Raw genomic sequence first — 14966 nt, 5'->3', positions numbered from 1 at the left:
TCCCTACCCGGGAAGCTCACTTGTTTATCGGAGATACACAATGTCTACCTCTCCCGTCACGCTGATGGTTGCCCGTCGCGTCGCCCATGGCCGCTACCAGGAATTGATCGCCTGGCTGCACGAAGGCGAACAACTTGCCACTGACTTCCCCGGCTATCTCGGCTCAGGCGTGCTTGCACCGCCGCCAGGGGATGACGAATTCCAGATTATTTTCCGCTTTGCAGACGAGGCCACCATGCACGCATGGGAGCATTCTGCATCCCGACGCTCCTGGCTGGTGCGCGGCAGCGGTCTGTTTGCCAAAGACTCGGTACACCGCGTCAGTGGTATCGACGGCTGGTTTGGTGCCGCAGGCCAGCGCCCGCCCCGGTGGAAGCAGGCGGTCGCCATCTGGCTGGCCTTTTTCCCGGTGTCGCTGATATTCAACTTCGTACTGGGTCCGCTGCTTGGCCAACTGGAGCTCTTGCCGCGCATCATGATCAGCACACTCATCCTCACTCCGCTGATGGTGTTCTGGTTCATCCCGCTGTCGACCCATCTGCTGGCAGGGTGGCTGCACAGCAATGCGCCCGCTCAGGTCAACGGTACGGAATCAGCGTCCACTCGCTGAAACGCAGTAGCGGCCTCGCGCGAAGTGGCCTGCCGCGTGCGGCGCTCAGCGTTCCGGGCATCGCCCCTGACAAAACATGTACAGCCATCTGCCGGTTGTACAAGAAGCGGCCGTTGGGTTAACTTGCCTTACGGTCTACCCTGACGGCGACTTCATGGCAGTTAATGCAACGATCTCCGCTTCTCGACCGACCTCCCCTCCCTGTTTTTTTGATGCGTGACAATCATGGCCTGCTCCCCTGCTCCTGTCCTGATAACTGGCGCCAGCCAGCGCGTCGGCCTGTATTGCGCCGAGCGCCTTTTGGCGGAGGGCCAGCCCGTCATCATCACGTACCGCAGCGACCGCCCAGGTGTGCGACAGCTCGAAGACCTCGGCGCAGTCGTCCTGCAGGCGGACTTCTCCTGCGAGGCCAGCGTGCTGGATTTCATTGCACGCCTGAAAGATCGTACAGACTGCCTCAGGGCGATCGTTCACAACGCATCAGACTGGCTGGCCGAGAGCACACATGACGAGGCGGATGTGTTCACGCGCATGTTCAGCGTCCATATGCTGGCGCCTTATCTGATCAACCTCCATTGCGCCGATTTGCTGCGGCGATGCGAGAAAGCCGACATTGTTCACATCAGCGACGACGTCACCCGCAAAGGCAGCAGCAAGCATGTCGCCTACAGCGCCAGCAAAGCGGGGCTGGAAAACCTGACGCTGTCCTTCGCAGCAAAGTTTGCCCCCCATATCAAGGTCAACGGCATCGCCCCGGCCATGCTGATGTTCCAACCCGACGACGATGCAGCCTATCGCCTGCGCACGCTGGATAAATCGGCCCTCGGAATCGAGCCTGGTGCCGAGGTGATTTACCAGAGCGTGCGCTACCTGCTGGATAACCCCTACGTCACCGGCACCACGCTGACCTTAAACGGCGGACGGCACCTAAAGTAAGTCGCCCCGAGGAATCATTGATGACCCTGTCACTGCCACAGCATTACCGTGAAATCCTCGTCGGCCTGGGTGAAGATCCTGAACGCGAAGGGTTGCTGGATACACCCAAGCGCGCAGCCAAGGCCATGCAGTATCTTTGTCATGGCTACGAGCAAACCCTGGAAGAGATCGTCAACGGTGCACTGTTTGCATCCGAGAGCGACGAGATGGTCATCGTCAAGGATATCGAGTTGTACTCGCTGTGCGAGCATCACCTGCTGCCCTTCATCGGCAAGGCTCATGTTGCCTATATCCCCACCGGAAAGGTCCTGGGGCTGTCGAAGATCGCCCGCATCGTCGACATGTTCGCGCGGCGCCTGCAAATTCAGGAAAACCTGACGCGACAGATCGCCGATGCCATCCAGGATGTCACCAAGGCAGCAGGCGTGGCGGTGGTGATCGAGGCCCAGCACATGTGCATGATGATGCGCGGTGTTGAAAAGCAGAACTCGACCATGAACACTTCGGTGATGCTCGGCGCCTTCCGCGAGTCGACCACCACCCGAATGGAATTTTTGCAATTGATCGGACGGAGCAAGTAGTCCATGGCAAGACTCGAACCCGGCACAGCACGCATCAGGGTCAAAGACCTGTGCCTGCGTACGTTTATCGGCATCAACGAAGATGAGATTCTCAACAAGCAAGATGTGCTGATCAATCTCACGATCCAGTACGCGGCGCAGGAAGCGGTGCGCGACAACGATATCGACCATGCGCTTAATTACCGCACCATCACCAAGGCGATCATCCAGCACGTGGAAAGCAATCGCTTTGCCTTGCTCGAGCGCCTGACGCAGGAGGTGCTTGACCTTGTGATGAGCCATGAAGCGGTTCAGTACGCCGAGGTCGAGGTGGATAAGCCTCACGCGCTGCGTTTCGCCGAATCGGTATCGATCACGCTCGCGGCGGCGCGCTGAGCCTTCGCGCCGTCACTCTGGCGCGCTTGCCCACCCCTACTGCCGCTTTTATCATCGTCCCACGTTATTCATCTACAGAGCCCGCCATGACCGAGCAACAACGTCTTGAACTTGAAGCCGCCGCTTTCCGCCGTCTGGTAGCGCACCTGGACAGCCGCAAGGACGTGCAGAACATCGATCTGATGAACCTCTCCGGTTTTTGTCGCAACTGCCTGTCCAAGTGGTACAAGGCCGCCGCTGACGAGAAGCACATCGAGATCACACTTGATGACGCCCGCGAAGTGGTTTACGGCATGCCTTACAGCGAGTGGAAATCCACCTACCAGAAAGAAGCCAGCCCGGAGCAACAGGCCGCTTTCGCCAAGGAACCGAAGCATGACTGACCTGAGCGCACTGCGTGCCAGCCTTGCCAGCGGCAATCACCTTTTTGCCGACACGCTCGCGTTTGTGGCCGCGCATTACGATTACCAGCCTCAGGCCTTCAGCAACGGCCCGGTGGAAAACGCAGCGGGTCAGAACGAAGGCTCTTGCAAGACACTTGGCATGGCACTGCTGGAAGGCCTGAGCGATGAGGAAGCGCTGCTGGCGTTTGGCGAACATTATCGCGCCGTGCTCGCAACCCCCGGGGGGTCGGACCATGGAAACATTCGGGCGTTGATCGCTAACGGACTGGCAGGCGTGCAATTCTCGGCCGAGCCTCTCAAGCGTAAGGTCTGATTGCCCTGCCCTACAAAAGCGCGCTTGCAGGACATAAAAAAACCGGCTCAATGAGCCGGTTTTTTTGTGCCTGAATGCCTGATCAGAACGAGACGTTGGCCAAGCCGTCCAGGTAGCGCTCGACGTCCAGTGCAGCCATGCAGCCTGCACCTGCCGAGGTGATGGCTTGACGGTAGACGTGATCTGCCACATCCCCGGCGGCAAACACACCATCAACGCTGGTAGCCGTCGCGTTACCCTCACGGCCACCTTGAACAACCATGTAGCCGTCCTTGAGCGCCAACTGGCCCTCGAATAGCGACGTGTTCGGCGTATGGCCAATGGCAATAAATACGCCGTCGACCTTCACTTCGTCATAGCTGCCGTCGTTGTTTTTCAGACGCGCACCGGTCACGCCCATGGTGTCGCCCAGAACTTCGTCGAGAGTAGAATTGAGCTTGAGCTCGATCTTGCCTTCGGCCACGCGCGCATGCAGCTTGTCGATGAGGATTTTCTCGGCGCGGAAGGTCTCGCGACGGTGAATCAGAGTCACCTTGCTGGCGATATTGGCGAGGTACAGCGCTTCCTCGACGGCCGTGTTGCCGCCACCGACAACGGCGACCGGCTTGTTGCGATAGAAGAAACCGTCGCAGGTTGCGCAGGCCGAAACGCCTTTGCCCATGAACGCTTCTTCGGAAGGCAGGCCGAGGTAACGAGCGCTTGCCCCGGTAGCGATGATCAGCGCGTCGCAGGTGTAGGTCGCATTGTCGCCTTTCAGGCTGAACGGCTTGCCGGCCAGGTCCACAGCGTTGATGTGGTCGAAAACGATCTCTGTCTCGAAGCGCTCTGCGTGTTCGCGCATCCGCTCCATCAGTGCCGGGCCTGTGAGGCCATGGGGGTCGCCCGGCCAGTTGTCGACTTCGGTGGTGGTCGTCAGCTGACCACCTGCCTGCATCCCGGTGATCAACAGCGGCTTGAGGTTGGCGCGAGCGGCGTAGACCGCAGCGCTGTAACCGGCTGGGCCGGAGCCAAGGATAATCACTCGCGAATGACGTACATCAGACATGACACACTCCTATTGACCGGCCATCGTTACGTGTGGTCGGAGTCACTTGAACTGAACCGGCGTACCGGTTGGAAGGGTTGGCTTGGCGGGGCCACCCGTGTAAGGCACCCGCTCATCCTGAAAATGCACTCGCAACGTGAGACACGATGCGACAAAACTTGCCCGCAAGCTTATCGGGGCGAGGAAGATTAAGGAAATATCGTTTCACAATCCAGCCCATAGGCCAGCGCTATGCGCGCTGGCTTCACAGCGGCGATGATTATGCTCAGACCCTGCCGCCGCAGGAGTGTTTCAGTGAGTGTCGCCGGACCCGCTGTGCTTCCGCCCGCGAGGCAAAGCCGGTAAGGTCGGCGCGACATCATTGACTGGAGGCACCCATGCCTGCACCCGCCCTTTCCGGCCCTCAATACCTGCGCGAAGGTCTGAAGCTGGTGCTCAGCCCCGGCCTGCGACTGTTCGTCCTGCTGCCACTGGCGATCAATCTGGTGCTGTTCAGCGCCATGATCTACTTCGCCGGCCATGAGTTCAGGCTGTGGGTGGACTCCTTCATGCCCACCCTTCCCGGCTGGCTCAGCTTTCTGAACTACATCCTGTGGCCGTTATTCGTCGTGCTTGTGGCCTTGATGGTGTTCTTCACCTTCACCATGATCGCCAACATTATTGCCGCGCCGTTCAACGGATTCCTGTCTGAAAAGGTAGAAGTGGTCTTGCGCGGGACGGACGACTTCCCGGCGTTCAGCTGGGGCGAACTAATCGAAATGATCCCGCGCACCCTGAGCCGTGAAATGCGCAAGCTTGGCTACTTTCTGCCCCGTGCCATCGGGCTGTTCATCCTCTCGTGGATTCCGGTGGTGAACTTGATCGCTGCGCCGCTGTGGCTGATGTTCGGCGTCTGGATGATGGCGATCCAGTACATCGACTACCCCGCCGACAACCACAAGATGAGCTGGCAGGACATGCTTGCCTGGCTTCGCGCCAAGCGTTGGCAAAGCATGAGTTTTGGCGGGATCGTTTATCTGGTGCTGCTGATCCCGGTGGTCAACATCCTGATGATGCCAGCTGCGGTGGCGGGCGCGACGTTATTCTGGGTGAGGGAACGCGGTGCGGAGACACTGGCAGAGCGCATTCGCTGATGCAGAGAAAAGGCCTCGATGGAGGCCTTTTCTGTGTGAGTGCAGGATCTACCAGTGTAGCTACTCGCTCATCTGGCTAAAGGCCACGGCTGGAGAAATACATTCTGATAGATTCAATCATCACAACGATAATTATCACAACTGCCCAGCACATTAAGCCCAGCATCGCCCATATACCTTCACCGAAGGTAGAACCACACTTGCAGCTTCCTTCGGCGTCGCGGTTCAGCTGGTTAATGAACGACTGCACTCTGAGCATGATCAGGAACTGTGCGAACGTCGAAATGACGGATATCCCTAACGGGATAAGTCCTAGGCCTGCCGAAGCGCCACCTCGCAAGCCTGCTGCGATGCCATGGACAAACACGACAAGGGACGGCGCCAGCGCGAGGAGAATCATGGCTGCCGCAAGCGCGCCCCAATAAGGCACCCCTCGCTGCCCTTTTTCTTTAAGCAACGCGTCCACTTTGCCAAACATGGACGGCACAAAAAACAACGAGAAAATCGCACGCGGGACCGGCCAGATCGGTTTCGCCGAATACGCTTTGTAACGCGACCAGTTTTTGTAATACCAGTAGAGCCCATACAGCCCGCAGGTGATCAGCATCATCACCGTCAGCTTGATCAGCGACACGGTATAAAACGGCGGGCCGCTTGTAGGCAAAGCCGTCAGGTCGGCAGCAGGTGGCGCATTGAATTGCTCGGACACAGCGTTTCCTCCAGAAGTTGAGGCGACGCATGCTAAAGGTGGAAACACTCTTTTAATCAACCCGGGAAAAATCAGGACGATTCCTACGACGGTATTCGCCACGTCCCACAGCCTTCCTGTTTAACCATGGACATGCCCACTCCGGGCGAGCATTTGCCGACCCTTTTGTACCAATCGGCATAACCATCCCGAGGAGTTACACGCCCATGGAATCCACACCGAGCACTCCGATCAAAACAATCACCAGCCCTGGCTCCTCCCTGATGGACAGGCGCACGAAGCCGGAACCCAATGCCCCCGCCTTCATGCAAGCACTGGCTCAGGCCACCCAGCCGTTCGTTTCACAGACCCTCAAGGCTGAAGCCGCGAACCTTGCCAGGCCCAGCGAGCCCCGCTCGCCCCTGCAACTCATCAGCCTGAACCCGGTGCAGACCCATTACGAGCCAGCGCCGGCCGCCTTCGAGCGCATCGGTGGGTCACGGCTGGTGCCATTCACCGTCGGCGAGTGACACGTCCGGTAGCCCGCAGCCTTGCTCGAACCCGACCGCTCTGGATCGTCTTATCAAATGGTCAGGCTCGAGCGAAGCCATATTGCTTCTGGTTGGTCATTTGCGGTCACAAATCCATCACCCAACGGCCACACAAGCGCAATGCTGTGCTCGGAAACTGCTGGCATGAGTAAATCCCTGCACATCACTCTGATCACCGAGACCTATGCGCCCGAGATCAACGGCGTGGCCAACACGCTCAGTCGCCTGTGCGATGGCTTGCGCGTGCGCGGGCATCGGGTCGAGGTGATCCGGCCGCGGCAAAACGACGATGGGCTACGCGCGGCGGAAGCCGATTTGATGCTGTGCCGCGGCTGGCCCATACCCGGGTATCCGGGGCTGCAGTGGGGACAGTCGTCGATGCACAAGTTGCTGCGCCGCTGGCAGCGCAATCGCCCCGACGTGCTGTATATCGCGACGGAAGGGCCGCTGGGGCTTTCGGCGCTGCGGGCGGCACGCCGGCTTGGGATTGCCATCGTCAGCGGCTTCCATACCAATTTCCAGCAATATACGCGGCAGTACGGGCTGAGTTTCCTGACCCGGCTGATGACCACCTATTTGCGATGGTTTCACAACCGCTCCAGCGCAACACTGGTGCCCAGCTTTACCCAGAAGACCGAGCTTGAACGACGGGGCTTTGAACGCCTTGAATTGCTGTCGCGCGGTGTGGACTGCCAATTGTTTCACCCCTCGAAACGTTCGAGCGCCCTGCGCGAAAGCTGGGGACTGGAAACGGGGGATACGGCGGTGCTGCACGTGGGTCGGCTGGCTGCGGAAAAGAATCTCGGCCTGCTGAAGCCCACCTTCGACGCTCTGGTCAGCACTTACCCCGAGAAGAATCTCAAGCTGGTGATCGTCGGCGACGGACCGGTCAGGTCAATGCTGGAGGGCCAGCTCCCCGATGCCATCTTTTGCGGCACACAGCGCGGCGATGCGCTGGCGGCCCACTACGCATCGTGCGACCTTTTTCTGTTTCCCAGTCTGACCGAGACGTTCGGCAACGTGGTGCTGGAGGCCCTGGCGTCCGGCCTGGGCGTGGTGGCCTACGACGAGGCCGCAGCGGCGCAGCACATCCACCACGGCCATAACGGCGCGGTGGCGATGCCGGGCGATGAGGAAGGCTTCATTGATGCGGCCCGATGGATGCTGGAGGATGACGAAACCTTGCGTCGGGTTAGGCTCAACGCCCGCCAGCATGCCAGCCGCCAGGGTTGGGCCGGGATTATCGACGCTTTCGAAAACTACCTGCGAGTGGCGTGCGAGACTCCGCATGGAGTAATTTTGGGCGTTTGATCGTCCACCGTGTGCTCTGCGTGATACAGGTGGGAGTGATCTCGCTCACTCCCACGGCAAGGTCCGATGCCGATGACTCTCTTAAGCAACACCGGACCGGTTGGGCACCGACCCTCAGTCCAGTCGAGTCAACGCCTCACGACTGAACGGCAGGATGTCGTGCTCGCGCCCTTCTCTTACCTTTAAAGCCCAGTCCGGGTCGACCAGCAGCGCCCGGCCCACCGCTACCAAATCAAATTCCTCGTCGCCCAGACGCTTGAGCAGATTTTCCAAGCTCGCTGGCTGTGCGACCTTGTCGGTGTTGACCATGAACTGCAGAAACTCTCCATCCAGGCCTACGCTGCCCACGGTGATGGTCGGTTTGCCCGTGAGCTTGCGCGTCCAGCCAGCGAGATTAAGCTCCGAGCCTTCAAATTCGGGCTCCCAGAAACGCCGTGTAGAACAGTGGAATATATCGACGCCCGCCTCAGACAGCGGCTTGAGGAACGCGTCGAGCTCCTCCACGGTTTGCACCAGACGTGCGCTGTAGTCCTGCTGCTTCCATTGCGAATAGCGAAAGATGATCGGGTAATCCGGCCCGACGGCTTCGCGCACGGCCTGGATCAGCTCAATGGCGAAGCGCGAGCGATGGGCAAGATCACCCCCATACTCGTCGGTGCGCTGATTAGAGCCCTCCCAAAAGAACTGATCGACCAGATAGCCATGGGCGCCGTGAATTTCCACCCCGTCCATGCCGATGGCCCTGGCATCCTTTGCCGCTTGGGCGAACGCCGAGATGACCTCGGTGATGTCTTCTTTGTTCATGCCGTGAACAACGACCTTTCCATCCTTGAGCTTCTCGGTCGGACCATAGGCGGGCACCGCTCCGTCGGGCTCGGTGCCAAGGCGACGTACAGCGCCCACGTGCCAGAGCTGAGGCACTATCTTGCCTCCCTCCTCATGGACGGCCTCGACCACTTTGCGCCAGCCATCGAGTGCATCCGCGCCAAAGAACCTTGGCACGTTGGGGTAGCCATTCGACGCCTTGTGCCCTACCGTCGTGCCCTCGGTGATGATCAAACCCACACCCGCAGCCGCGCGACGGCGGTAGTAATCGATCACCTTTGAATTGGGCACCCCGCCCGGTGAAAACGAGCGAGTCATCGGCGCCATCACGACGCGCGTCGGCAGCTCAAGGCTGCCCAGATGGAAGGGTTTGAAGAGGGCTTGAACGGGCATGCGGGCTTCCTCGGCGTCCGAAAATATGATGAAGGTCATACAGGATGGGCCGAACTGCCGCAGATACGAAGCACTATTGACTGGGGTGATTAAGGTTCAAAAGAGGGACGCAATGCCCGATCAGGGCAGTGCTTTTTCGATGGCAGCGATGACCTTGGGATCATCAGGCGTCGTGCGAGGAGAGAAACGGGCAAGCACCCGGCCGTCCTGGCCTACCAGAAATTTCTCGAAATTCCATGTGATATCACCCGGAAACTCCGCACCTTCCCCCGCCAGCATTTGATACAGACGATCGCGGTGAGGACCGTTGACATCAACCTTGTCACCCAAAGGGAACGTTACGCCATAGTTCAGGGAGCAAAACGTCTGAATCTCCTCCTGAGTGCCAGGCTCCTGACCAGCGAACTGGTTGCACGGAAGCCCGAGAACGCTGAAGCCTCGGTCCTTGTATTTCTGGTACAGGACTTCGAGCGCTGCATATTGAGGCGTAAGGCCGCATTTGGAGGCGACATTCACCACCAGAACCACTTTGCCCTTTAGCGGCGCGAGGGGTAGCTCCTGGCCATCCAGAGCTTTCAACTTCAGCTCGTGAAATACACTCATGAAAACTCCCCTGGAACCTGTTTACCAAAAAAAGCGCCCTGACAGACTGCGAAAACCGCTGTTTTCACAAGACCGCGAGGACGCCTGGCCAGCTCAATCAGCTTAGCAGGACAATCAGTGGTGGTGACCACCTTCGCCATGCACGTGACCGTGGGCCAGTTCTTCTTCGCTTGCATCACGGATGGCAACGATTTTGACATCGAAGTTCAGGCGTTGGCCGGCCAATGGGTGGTTGCCATCGACTGTCACATCGTCGCCGTCCAGATCGCGGATAGTCACGATCTGCATCTGGCCGTCGGGCGCGGAAGCGTGAAACTGCATGCCGACTTCCAGCTCGTCGACACCTTCGAACATGCTGCGGTTAAGCGTGCTGACCAGTTCGGCGGAGTACTCGCCGTAGGCGTCTTCCGGCTCGATGGACACTTTCAGTTCGTCGCCGACATCCTTGCCATCCAGCGCCTTTTCCAGACCCGGGATGATGTTGCCTGCGCCTTGCAGGTAAACCAGCGGCGCGCCGCCGGCAGAACTGTCGATGACCTCACCAGCGTCATTGGTCAGGGTATAGTCAATGGAGACAGCCTTGTTGGCGGCGATCGGCATGGGGCGAGACCTTTTGCAAATAGAGATGAGCGAACAAGTCTAACCAAGCAATCGCGCGAAAGCGAACGCAACTCAGACGGACGGCCCCGATTGGAATCCCTCAAAGCCCCCTCCGCCCAACCAACTATTACCGGGTTTCATCAGGACCTGGACGGCCATTGGGTCGTCGAACTGTCCTGCGGTCACACCCAGCATTTACGCCACGACCCGCCATGGCAATCCCGCCCCTGGGTGCTTGATGCCGAGCAGCGTCTGGCAACTATCGGTCAATGCTTTCGCTGCGGCTGGTGCGCGCCAGGCCCGGTTAACGATAACCTTGTGCCCCGATGAGACGCTGCGACTGAACAGCGTCCTGGTTTATCCGGTCCGATGGCTGAACTCATAGCGCCACGCCCTTTGCACTGCTCATTTTCGAGAAGCCCGCATGCAGACTTTCTTTATCGCGCCCACAGACTTTGGTGTGGGCTTGACGTCCATCAGCCTGGGGCTGGTTCGCACCCTGGAGCGCGCCGGACTCAAGGTCGGTTTTTTCAAGCCGATTGCCCAGCCTCATCCAGGCGATCTGGGCCCGGAGCGCTCGACCGAGCTGATTGCCCGCACGCACGGACTCAAGCCGCCCAAGCCATTAGGGCTTGCTCACGTCGAGCGCCGACTTGGCGAGGGCCAGCTCGACGAGCTGCTCGAAGAGATCATCAAGCTGTATCAGGAAGCCTCGATCGGTCGGGATGTATTGATCGTCGAAGGCATGGTGCCGACACGCAGCGCGAGCTACGCGGCACGGGTCAACCTGCACATGGCCAAGGCGCTGGATGCGGAAGTCATCCTGGTGTCAGCCCCGGAAAACGAGGTGCTGACCGAGCTCTCCGGACGCGTCGAGCTTCAGGCGCAGATGTTTGGCGGACCGAAGGACCCTAAAGTGCTCGGTGTGATCCTGAACAAGGTGCGCACAGATGAAAGCATGGAAACCTTTTCGGCGCGGCTCAAGGAGCACTCGCCGCTGTTGCGCAGCGGCGACTTCCGCCTACTCGGCTGCATTCCGTTTCAGGCGGACCTGAACGCACCGCGCACCCGCGATGTGGCGGATCTGCTTGGGGCTCAGGTCATCAATGCCGGCGATTATGAACAGCGCCGGATGTCCAAGATCATCATTTGCGCACGTACGGTGCTTAACACGCTGCAGCTGCTCAAGCCCGGCGTGCTCGTGGTAACGCCGGGCGATCGCGACGACATCATTCTGGCCGTGAGTCTGGCGACGCTCAATGGCGTCCCTCTGGCCGGGCTGTTGCTGACCAGCGATACCCTGCCTGACCCAAGAATCATGGATCTGTGCCGGGGCGCGTTGCAGGCAGGTCTGCCGGTGCTCTCGGTGAGCACGGGCTCCTATGACACCGCAACGCAGCTCAACCAGCTGAACAAGGAAATCCCCATCGATGACCGCGAGCGCGCGGAGATCATCACCGATTTCGTGGCCAGCCATCTGGATGCCAACTGGCTGCATCAGCGCTGCGGGACGCCGCGGGAAATGCGCCTGTCGCCGGCGGTGTTCCGCTATCAGTTGATACAGCGCGCCCAAGCGGCTAACAAGCGGATCGTGCTGCCCGAAGGTGCCGAGCCTTTGACCGTACAGGCTGCAGCGATCTGTCAGGCCCGTGGCATTGCGCGATGCGTGCTGCTGGCCAAGCCTGAAGAGGTGAACGCAGTCGCCCGGGCCCACGGTATCGAGCTGCCCCAAGGCCTTGAAATTCTCGATCCGGACCAGATACGCGAGCGTTATGTGGCGCCGATGGTCGAGCTGCGCCGCAGCAAAAACCTCAATGCGCCGATGGCTGAACAGCAACTGGAAGACCCGGTAGTCATCGGCACCATGATGCTGGCCCTCGACGAAGTGGACGGGCTGGTGTCAGGGGTTGTTCATTCCACCGCCAATACCATTCGACCGGCCCTGCAACTGATCAAGACAGCGCCGGGCTGCACGCTGGTGTCGTCGGTCTTCTTCATGCTGTTTCCCGAGCAGGTGCTGGTGTATGGCGACTGCATCATGAACCCGCACCCGACAGCCACCGAACTGGCGGAGATTGCCGTGCAGAGCGCCGACTCCGCTGTCGCGTTCGGTCTGTCGCCGCGGGTGGCGATGATCAGCTACTCCAGCGGTAATTCGGCCAGTGGCGAAGAAGTGGAAAAAGTCCGCGAAGCTACGCAGCTGGCGCGGGAGACCCAGCGCGGTCTGTTGATCGACGGGCCGTTGCAGTACGACGCCGCAGCCAACGAAAACGTGGCCCGGCAACTGGCCCCGGACAGCCCGGTGGCGGGTCGCGCCAACGTGTTCGTGTTTCCCGACCTGAACACCGGCAACACGACCTACAAGGCGGTGCAGCGCAGCGCGGATTGCGTCAGTCTCGGTCCGATGCTGCAAGGCTTGCGCAAGCCAGTCAACGATCTGCCGCGTGGCGCTCTGGTTGACGATATCGTCTATACCATCGCGCTCACGGCGATCCAGGCGGCCACCCTGCCGCAATGACGCCGCGCTGCAATATCGTTTGCCCATAATCAACCCGCCGGATCCCACCGGTGGCCGACCCCACCCGGAGTTCGATTTACATGGATTTCCTGCCCGCCCCTTTGCGCGGCGTCATTGCCTCCCTGCTGTTGGCGCTCAACACGATTCTTTGCTGTACACCGTTGTTCATCGTGGCCATCTTCAAACTCTGCCTGCCCTTCCCGGGCGCGCAAAAAGTCACGGACTGGATGATGAGCCACATCCACGAGGCGTGGATCAGCAACAACAATGCCTGGATGAACCTGCTCGGTCATACCCGCTGGCACTTGAGCGGACTGGAGAAGCTGGATTATCAGCATTCGTACCTGGTGACGAGCAATCACCAAAGCTGGGTCGACATCATGGTGCTCCAGTACGTGCTGAACCGACGCATTCGCCCGCTCAAATTCTTTCTCAAACAAGAGTTGATCTGGGTACCGGTGATCGGACTCGCCTGGTGGGCGCTGGGCTTTCCGTTCATGAAGCGATACAGCAAGGCGTACCTGGCCAAACACCCCGAAAAGAAGGGCAAGGACCTGGCGACCACGCGACGCACGTGCGCGAAGTTCCGCAACAATCCGGTGGGCATTTTCAACTTCGTTGAGGGCACCCGTTTTACCGCAGGCAAACATGCGCAGCAGAACTCGCCTTTCCGCCACCTGCTCAAGCCCAAGGCGGGCGGCATCGCTTTCGTGCTGGACGCCATGGGCGAACAACTGGAATCCATCGTCAACGTGACCATTCATTACCCGGCCGGTCGGCCAGGGTACTGGGACTTGCTGTGCGGCAACGTTCGAGAAGTGGTTGCCCATTTCGAGGAGGTGCAGATTCCGCCGCAGTTCATTGGCAAAAGCTACGATCAGGACGATGCCTATCGCCTGGAATTCCAGCAGTGGATCAACGCGCTGTGGGAAGAGAAAGATGCCCTGCTCACGCAGATGCACGCGCAGTATCCGGGTCAGGCCCGTTAACACTTAAAACAAAAACCCCGGCGCAATGGCCGGGGTTTTTTGATGCTGCGTTAACACTTACTGCTGTTGCTGGTATTGCTGGCCTGGAATCGGCTTGAGGTTGACCTCGACGCGACGGTTCTGGGCACGTCCATTGACGTCAGCGTTGCTGGCGATGGGCGAGTCGGGACCGGCGCCGCGCACCGACAAGTGAGCCGCATCAACCCCTTGGGATGTCAGATACGTCGCTACGCTCTGAGCGCGCTGCTGTGACAGGTCCATGTTGTGCTGGCGGCTGCCGGTGCTGTCGGTGTAGCCGACGATTTCGATCATGTTCTGGTTGTACTGCTTCAGCGAGCCCGCGAGATTATTGAGCGGCGAGTAGAAGCTGCTGGCGATGGCTGAAGAGTCGGTGGCAAACGTGATGTTGCCCGGCATCACCAGTTTGATGTTGTCGCCTTCACGCTGAACTTCAACGCCGGTGTTGGCCATGCTGGCGCGCAGCGCGGCTTCCTGTTTATCAGCGTAATAGCCGTAACCGGCCGAAGCAGCACCCACTACGGCGGCGCCGATCAATGCACCTTTGCCACGGTGGTTATGGTCAATGGCAGCACCGGCAACGGCGCCCGCCAGTGCACCCAGCCCACCGTACTTGGCGGTCTTGCTCACGCCACCCGAGTTCTGCGCCTGCCCCTGGTTGTCATAAGGGTTCTGCGTTGCGCAGCCAGAAAGCACGGTAAATGCGGTGGCAGCAATGATCAAACGGCGAAAGGTAAACATCAAGGAGAGCTCCTGTTTTGCTTTTCTACGGCCAACAACAAAGGCCGATGATTTCGCCGATTAGAGCACGGTCCAGGTCAAAAATTCCTTAACACGGGCTGAACCGCAGAGCGCACGGCCGGAACAATATTTTCTTTAGTTAATAATTGAAAAATATATAGCCCTATTTAATGTGCTGTTCATCGCATTTTTCGATTGGCGAATAGTCTCATCCGCTTGAGTTACTTCAGTAACACCCTGATTTCCATCACTATCCACCCAAGTGAGCCGCCATTACCACCTGCTACCGGGTGGTTTTATTTATCCCGTCCTTTCCTATACTGGCGTTGCGC

17 protein-coding genes and 1 pseudogene are annotated in these 14966 nt (G+C 59.3%); 12 read left to right on the top strand and 6 right to left on the bottom strand.

Annotation, left to right across the window (positions count from 1 at the left end; all coding sequences use genetic code 11):
- The first annotated feature begins 40 nt into the window (after positions 1-40).
- The 6 genes from LT42_RS22505 (at position 41) to LT42_RS22480 (ending at position 3219) form a co-directional block, all read left to right on the top strand.
- The gene (locus tag LT42_RS22505; RefSeq protein ID WP_037018382.1) at positions 41-610 is read left to right on the top strand and encodes an antibiotic biosynthesis monooxygenase; all 570 of its coding nucleotides are present in this window, start codon (positions 41-43) and stop codon (positions 608-610) included.
- Between the two features lie 225 nt (positions 611-835).
- Positions 836-1546, top strand: a complete 711-nt coding sequence (gene folM, locus LT42_RS22500; RefSeq protein ID WP_037018380.1) for a dihydromonapterin reductase — start codon at positions 836-838, stop codon at positions 1544-1546.
- A 20-nt stretch (positions 1547-1566) separates the two neighbouring features.
- A complete protein-coding gene (gene folE, locus LT42_RS22495) occupies positions 1567-2127 on the top strand; it encodes a GTP cyclohydrolase I FolE (protein WP_037018378.1) in 561 nt (186 codons plus the stop codon).
- Between the two features lie 3 nt (positions 2128-2130).
- On the top strand, positions 2131-2502 hold the full coding sequence (gene folX, locus LT42_RS22490) for a dihydroneopterin triphosphate 2'-epimerase (protein ID WP_037018375.1): 372 nt from the start codon (positions 2131-2133) through the stop codon (positions 2500-2502).
- An 86-nt stretch (positions 2503-2588) separates the two neighbouring features.
- Positions 2589-2885, top strand: coding sequence for a DUF1244 domain-containing protein (locus tag LT42_RS22485; RefSeq protein ID WP_037018373.1), 297 nt, complete (start codon positions 2589-2591; stop codon positions 2883-2885).
- On the top strand, positions 2878-3219 hold the full coding sequence (locus LT42_RS22480) for a HopJ type III effector protein (protein WP_037018370.1): 342 nt from the start codon (positions 2878-2880) through the stop codon (positions 3217-3219). The genes LT42_RS22485 and LT42_RS22480 overlap by 8 nt, the downstream gene beginning before the upstream one ends.
- Positions 3220-3301: 82 nt before the next feature.
- Here the strand turns inward: LT42_RS22480 and trxB are convergent, their stop codons facing one another.
- On the bottom strand, positions 3302-4264 hold the full coding sequence (trxB, locus tag LT42_RS22475; RefSeq protein ID WP_037018368.1) for a thioredoxin-disulfide reductase: 963 nt from the start codon (positions 4262-4264) through the stop codon (positions 3302-3304).
- Between the two features lie 377 nt (positions 4265-4641).
- On the opposite strand from trxB, the gene cysZ reads away from it, so the two are divergent.
- Positions 4642-5397, top strand: coding sequence for a sulfate transporter CysZ (gene cysZ, locus LT42_RS22470; RefSeq protein WP_037018365.1), 756 nt, complete (start codon positions 4642-4644; stop codon positions 5395-5397).
- A 76-nt stretch (positions 5398-5473) separates the two neighbouring features.
- On the opposite strand, the gene LT42_RS22465 is transcribed toward cysZ, so the two are convergent.
- Complete coding sequence (locus LT42_RS22465; protein WP_037018363.1) at positions 5474-6106, bottom strand: DUF4234 domain-containing protein; 633 nt, start codon at positions 6104-6106, stop codon at positions 5474-5476.
- 206 nt (positions 6107-6312) lie between these two features.
- Here LT42_RS22465 and LT42_RS22460 point away from each other — a divergent pair, with 206 nt between their 5' ends.
- The gene (locus LT42_RS22460; RefSeq protein WP_037018361.1) at positions 6313-6615 is read left to right on the top strand and encodes a hypothetical protein; all 303 of its coding nucleotides are present in this window, start codon (positions 6313-6315) and stop codon (positions 6613-6615) included.
- Positions 6616-6780: 165 nt separating this feature from the next.
- A complete protein-coding gene (locus LT42_RS22455; RefSeq protein WP_037018358.1) occupies positions 6781-7947 on the top strand; it encodes a glycosyltransferase family 4 protein in 1167 nt (388 codons plus the stop codon).
- A 114-nt stretch (positions 7948-8061) separates the two neighbouring features.
- On the opposite strand, the gene LT42_RS22450 is transcribed toward LT42_RS22455, so the two are convergent.
- From LT42_RS22450 to LT42_RS22440, 3 genes are all read right to left on the bottom strand, one after another.
- Positions 8062-9165: an NADH:flavin oxidoreductase gene (locus LT42_RS22450; RefSeq protein WP_037018355.1), complete on the bottom strand. Its 1104-nt coding sequence runs from the start codon at positions 9163-9165 to the stop codon at positions 8062-8064.
- Between the two features lie 120 nt (positions 9166-9285).
- Positions 9286-9768, bottom strand: a complete 483-nt coding sequence (locus LT42_RS22445) for a glutathione peroxidase (RefSeq protein ID WP_037018353.1) — start codon at positions 9766-9768, stop codon at positions 9286-9288.
- Between the two features lie 114 nt (positions 9769-9882).
- Positions 9883-10368: an FKBP-type peptidyl-prolyl cis-trans isomerase gene (locus LT42_RS22440; protein ID WP_037018350.1), complete on the bottom strand. Its 486-nt coding sequence runs from the start codon at positions 10366-10368 to the stop codon at positions 9883-9885.
- Here LT42_RS22440 and LT42_RS25480 point away from each other — a divergent pair.
- From LT42_RS25480 to LT42_RS22430, 3 genes and pseudogenes are all read left to right on the top strand, one after another.
- A pseudogene (locus tag LT42_RS25480) lies at positions 10337-10698 on the top strand (DUF3565 domain-containing protein). The gene LT42_RS22440 and the pseudogene LT42_RS25480 overlap by 32 nt on opposite strands.
- 94 nt (positions 10699-10792) lie before the next feature.
- A complete protein-coding gene (gene pta, locus LT42_RS22435; RefSeq protein WP_037018349.1) occupies positions 10793-12886 on the top strand; it encodes a phosphate acetyltransferase in 2094 nt (697 codons plus the stop codon).
- Between the two features lie 80 nt (positions 12887-12966).
- Positions 12967-13875: an acyltransferase gene (locus LT42_RS22430; protein WP_037018347.1), complete on the top strand. Its 909-nt coding sequence runs from the start codon at positions 12967-12969 to the stop codon at positions 13873-13875.
- A gap of 57 nt (positions 13876-13932) precedes the next feature.
- Here the strand turns inward: LT42_RS22430 and LT42_RS22425 are convergent, their stop codons facing one another.
- Positions 13933-14634 carry a YiaD family glycine zipper/OmpA-like lipoprotein gene (locus LT42_RS22425; protein WP_037018345.1) on the bottom strand — a complete coding sequence of 234 codons (702 nt, stop codon included), beginning with the start codon at positions 14632-14634 and terminating at the stop codon, positions 13933-13935.
- Between the last annotated feature and the right edge of the window lie 332 nt (positions 14635-14966).

Source organism: Pseudomonas lutea, assembly GCF_000759445.1.
GTDB classification, from domain to species: Bacteria; Pseudomonadota; Gammaproteobacteria; order Pseudomonadales; family Pseudomonadaceae; genus Aquipseudomonas; species Aquipseudomonas lutea.
Note: the sequence above shows the minus strand (reverse complement) of the source record. Positions and strands in the feature narration are given on the sequence as shown.